5 protein-coding genes are annotated in these 3,711 nt (G+C 61.0%); 3 read left to right on the top strand and 2 right to left on the bottom strand.

Going from position 1 to position 3,711, the window contains the following annotated elements; genetic code table 11:
• Positions 1 to 9 precede the first annotated feature (9 nt).
• Complete coding sequence (locus CCR96_RS02465; RefSeq protein ID WP_201216366.1) at positions 10 to 702, bottom strand: Rpn family recombination-promoting nuclease/putative transposase; 693 nt, start codon at positions 700 to 702, stop codon at positions 10 to 12.
• A 137-nt stretch (positions 703 to 839) separates the two neighbouring features.
• On the opposite strand from CCR96_RS02465, the gene CCR96_RS02460 reads away from it, so the two are divergent.
• Positions 840 to 2,090 (top strand): IS4 family transposase, encoded by a 1,251-nt coding sequence (locus CCR96_RS02460; RefSeq protein ID WP_201216358.1) that lies wholly within the window; start codon positions 840 to 842, stop codon positions 2,088 to 2,090.
• An 18-nt stretch (positions 2,091 to 2,108) separates the two neighbouring features.
• Here the strand turns inward: CCR96_RS02460 and CCR96_RS02455 are convergent, their stop codons facing one another.
• Complete coding sequence (locus CCR96_RS02455) at positions 2,109 to 2,636, bottom strand: sugar phosphate nucleotidyltransferase (protein WP_201216350.1); 528 nt, start codon at positions 2,634 to 2,636, stop codon at positions 2,109 to 2,111.
• 60 nt (positions 2,637 to 2,696) lie between these two features.
• On the opposite strand from CCR96_RS02455, the gene CCR96_RS02450 reads away from it, so the two are divergent.
• Entirely contained in the window at positions 2,697 to 3,251 is a 555-nt protein-coding gene (locus CCR96_RS02450; RefSeq protein ID WP_201216341.1) for a DegT/DnrJ/EryC1/StrS family aminotransferase, read from the top strand.
• A 1-nt stretch (position 3,252) separates the two neighbouring features.
• Positions 3,253 to 3,603: a hypothetical protein gene (locus tag CCR96_RS02445; protein ID WP_201216319.1), complete on the top strand. Its 351-nt coding sequence runs from the start codon at positions 3,253 to 3,255 to the stop codon at positions 3,601 to 3,603.
• Positions 3,604 to 3,711 lie beyond the last annotated feature (108 nt).

The raw sequence follows: 3,711 nt of genomic DNA, 5'->3' as shown, positions 1-3,711 counted from the left end.
TGGCGATGCTCAGTGAAACACCGCCCCCGGGGTTTCTGCGGTCAGGATGCGATCGGACCACTCCAGCAGTGTCTCGGCATCGGCCTCTTGGATCTGCTGACGTAGCCGGGCATCGGTGGGGCCGAATTTGCGCTCCATCTGGCGCAGCAGCATCTCGGCCTTGCCCTGCTCGCGGCCCTGCGCGATGCCCTGCTCTCGGCCCTGTTCAATATACCGATCAATAAAGGTCTGCATGATGGGATCTCCCGGTGCGGTCTGTTCCAACAAGCGGCGGGCGTCATGCTCCTCCACCCGTTGTGTCCCTTGGACATCGTATCGCAGCAGCGATTCCAGACTCTGTAGCGCAGTGTCGCGATCGGCGACCTGGTTGATCAAGGCGATCAACCGCTGCAGATGCTCCAGCGGCTGGTCGCTGAAGATCCAGCGTAGCGCCAACTGGACCAGACGGGTCAGCACATCGCCTTTGATCTCGGCGTCGCTGCGCGGTGAGAGATCCTGCGGCGCATAGCGGAATTGTGGCACATCGGGCTTGAGCGCCTCCGGTAGCGGCCGGATCAGGGCGTGGAAGTCGCTCGGCATGCGCCAGCGGTTCTTGCCGTGATAGAGCACCAGCGGGTAGACCGGCGGCAGGGTCTTGGCCTCGGGATGCTGCTTGCGATAGGCCCCCTCACCCAATGCCGTCAACTTTAGCTTTAAGCCCATGAAAAGGTTAAACTAACGGCAGTCATTCTGGTCTTGGAGAACCGTCATGAAAAAGCGCCCGCTCAGCACGATCACCCCCGCGGAAGCCGAGAAGGTCTCGGTCATTTCAATCAGTTTATAGCCGTATAAAAGAAACTTTGTCTTGCGCAGCGACGATCGAGCGCTTCCGCCTGCAGCCGAACGCCTTTACACGGCAGCGTGAGCTGCCCTTCGCTCGGCTGGTCACGTTCATGCTGAATCTGCGCAAAGGCAGCACCGAGCAGGAGTTGGCCGGGTTGTGCTCGGTGCTTGATAACGAGGCGGTCGCAGGCAACGTGCCCACGCGCGCGGCCTTCAGCAAGGCGCGCAAAGGGCTTTCGGAGAAGCTCTTCGGTCACCTGAACCGCTTGGCGATCGAGACCTTCTGCAGCGGCTGGTCGACCCCGAGGTGGCACGGCTTCCGGCTGCGAGCAGTGGATGGCACCACCTTCCGCCTGCCGACCGGGGAGGCGTTGGAACGTGCCTTCGGTGCCCAGGCGAACGGTCCCACCTTGGCACGCGGCTCGATCCTCTACGACATCGGCCATGACCTGGTGCTCGACGCGCAGGTGGCAGCCACGTGCGTCGGCGAGCACGAGTTGGCCATCGAGCATCTTGCCCACGCCGAACCGGGTGACCTGCTGATCTACGATCGTGGCTATCCGGCCTTCTGGTTCTTCGCCTTGCATCTGAGTTTGGGAGTCGACTTCTGCATGCGCCTCTCGCGCAGCAGCTTTGCCCCGGCTCAGGCCTTCTTTGACAGCCAACTGCGCGCCCAGATCGTGACGCTGACCCCGTCGGCTGAGCAGCGCCGGGCCTGTCGCGATCAGCGGGTCCCGGCCGAGCCGATTCGGGTGCGCCTGGTCCGTGTCACCCTCAGCGGTGGTGAGACGGAGGTCCTGGCGACCTCGGTGCTGGAAGAGGAGCGCCTGCCGGCGCGCCTGTTCGGCGCCCTGTATCACAAGCGCTGGAGCGCGGAGGAGCACATCAAACGGCAAAAGCGCTGGGCCGAGGTCGAGAACCTGTCCGGGCGCTCCCCGCTTGCGGTGCGCCAGGACATCCAGGCCAAGATCTTGGCGATGAATCTCGCCGCCATGCTGCGCAACGTCGCACAGTTGCTGGCCGAGCGGCGCTATGCCCATCGCCAGTTCCGCTACCAGGTGCGCGCCTGCAGCACGCTCTCGGCGATGAAAGACAACCTCGTTCGCCTTCTGCTGGGTGATGGCGCGCAGCAGCGCAGACTCCTGGATCGCTTGGTCCTGCACCTGGCGTCGGCGGTTGAGGCCGTGCGGCCGAACCGCAGCTTTCCGCGCCAGAACCCCGGTAAGCTCAAGCCCGGATTCCATCCGGCGTATAAGCGGGCGGCTTAAGTTGACGGCATTGCCCCCTCACCCCTCCCCAAAATGCACCTCAAACTCCGACCGGGCCAGTTCCAGATCCGGATGTCGGCCAATATCCAGCCAATACTCGATAATCGGATAGGTCAGCAGGCGCTTCTGCTCCGCCAACAGCGCGGTCATCAGATCGGTCATATCCGTCCGTTGGCCCTTGGGGATGCGCTGTCGTAGCTCAGGGTTCAGCAGATAGATGCCGGCATTCACGTAATGCCGATACACCGGCTTCTCGACGATGCCCTGGATGTGATCGTCCTCTTGTAGCAAGACCCCGTAGGGCACCGAGATGTCATAGCGCACCGCGCCAACGGTGAAATCGCTCTCCTCCTCGCGATGAAAATCCAGGATCTTGCGGAAGTCGACCTTGGTCAGCAAATCACCATTGGTGACAAAGAACGGCTGCTCCAGCGTCTCGCGCAACAGGCCAAGCGCGCCCGCGGTGCCAAGCGGCTGCTGCTCGAGTAGATAGTCGATCGCCACCCCAGAGGCCGAGCCATCGCCAAAATGCGCCTCGCCGTGCATTATCTAGGTATCTAGGTGCGGTCCCCCACTTCGCTGAAAGCCAAGAGCTGACGCTCGGCCTTGATCCCCTCGCCCTGCGCGACTGGCTCAGCACCACCGCTGAGCGCACAGGCGCGGTCTGGCGGTGGCGCCATCCTGACCGACGATGAGCGTCTCGCGAACCAGGCGAAGCACCTGACCACCACCGCCAAACGCCCGCACCGCTGGGAGTACATCCACGACGAAATCGGCTGTAACTATCGCATGCCCAATCTCAACGCCGCGCTTGGCTGTGCGCAGTTGGAACAGTTGCCGCAGTTTCTCGCCTCCAAGCGGCGCCTGGCCCTGCGCTATCGAGACGCCTTCGCCAGCCTGCCAGAGGTACGGCTGCTGCAGGAACCGCCCGGCTGCGAGAGCAACGATTGGTTACAGACGCTGATCTTGGACGAGGCGGTCGCCGATCAACGCGATGCGATTCTGGAGGCGACCAACGATGCTGGACTGATGACCCGTCCGGCCTGGACGCTGATGCACCAGTTGCCGCCCTATCAGCACTGCCCGCGCGCACCCTTACCGGTGGCGGAATCGCTGGCACGGCGGATCATCAATCTACCGAGTAGCGCGGGGTTGGCATAAGATGACACTCGAAGAACTCGAAGTCAATCTAAGGCAGAAGTATCGCTATGCGGTGTTGCTTGCCGAGCATCAACGCTATGCGAACGCCATCTACCTGGGTGGTTACTGCCTAGAGCTGGGTTTGAAATATGCCATCGCCAAACATCTGCGCTGGGACAGCTACCGCACCGATGGCGATCTGCGCGTGCTGAAATCGCATAAACTACCCTTCTTACTGCAGTTCACTGGCCAAGAAACGGCCATCAAGAACGCTGAAGATTGGCAGATCGCGAGCAAATGGACCGAGGCCATTCGCTACCAAGACCCTCGCGCGGTTCAGAGCGAAGAGTTCACTAGACTTGTGACTAAATAATATTTTTTTATTTTTCAGTAACCTGACGAGCATTCTTTCAGTAAGCTTTTTCAAAACAACAGCTTAACCTTGAAAAGTTATAATTCGACCCTATTAATAATTGAATGG

This window comes from Halochromatium roseum (genome assembly GCF_016653315.1).
Taxonomy (GTDB): domain Bacteria; phylum Pseudomonadota; class Gammaproteobacteria; order Chromatiales; family Chromatiaceae; genus Lamprobacter; species Lamprobacter roseus.
This window is presented reverse-complemented; position numbering and strand designations above follow the sequence as displayed.

Bases quoted from the DNA above. Each gene is read 5' to 3' on its own strand.
- CCR96_RS02465 (WP_201216366.1), bottom strand. From the start codon at position 702: ATGGGCTTAAAGCTAAAGTTGACGGCATTGGGTGAGGGGGCCTATCGC.
- CCR96_RS02455 (WP_201216350.1), bottom strand. From the start codon at position 2,636: ATGCACGGCGAGGCGCATTTTGGCGATGGCTCGGCCTCTGGGGTGGCG.
- CCR96_RS02445 (WP_201216319.1), top strand. From the start codon at position 3,253: ATGACACTCGAAGAACTCGAAGTCAATCTAAGGCAGAAGTATCGCTAT.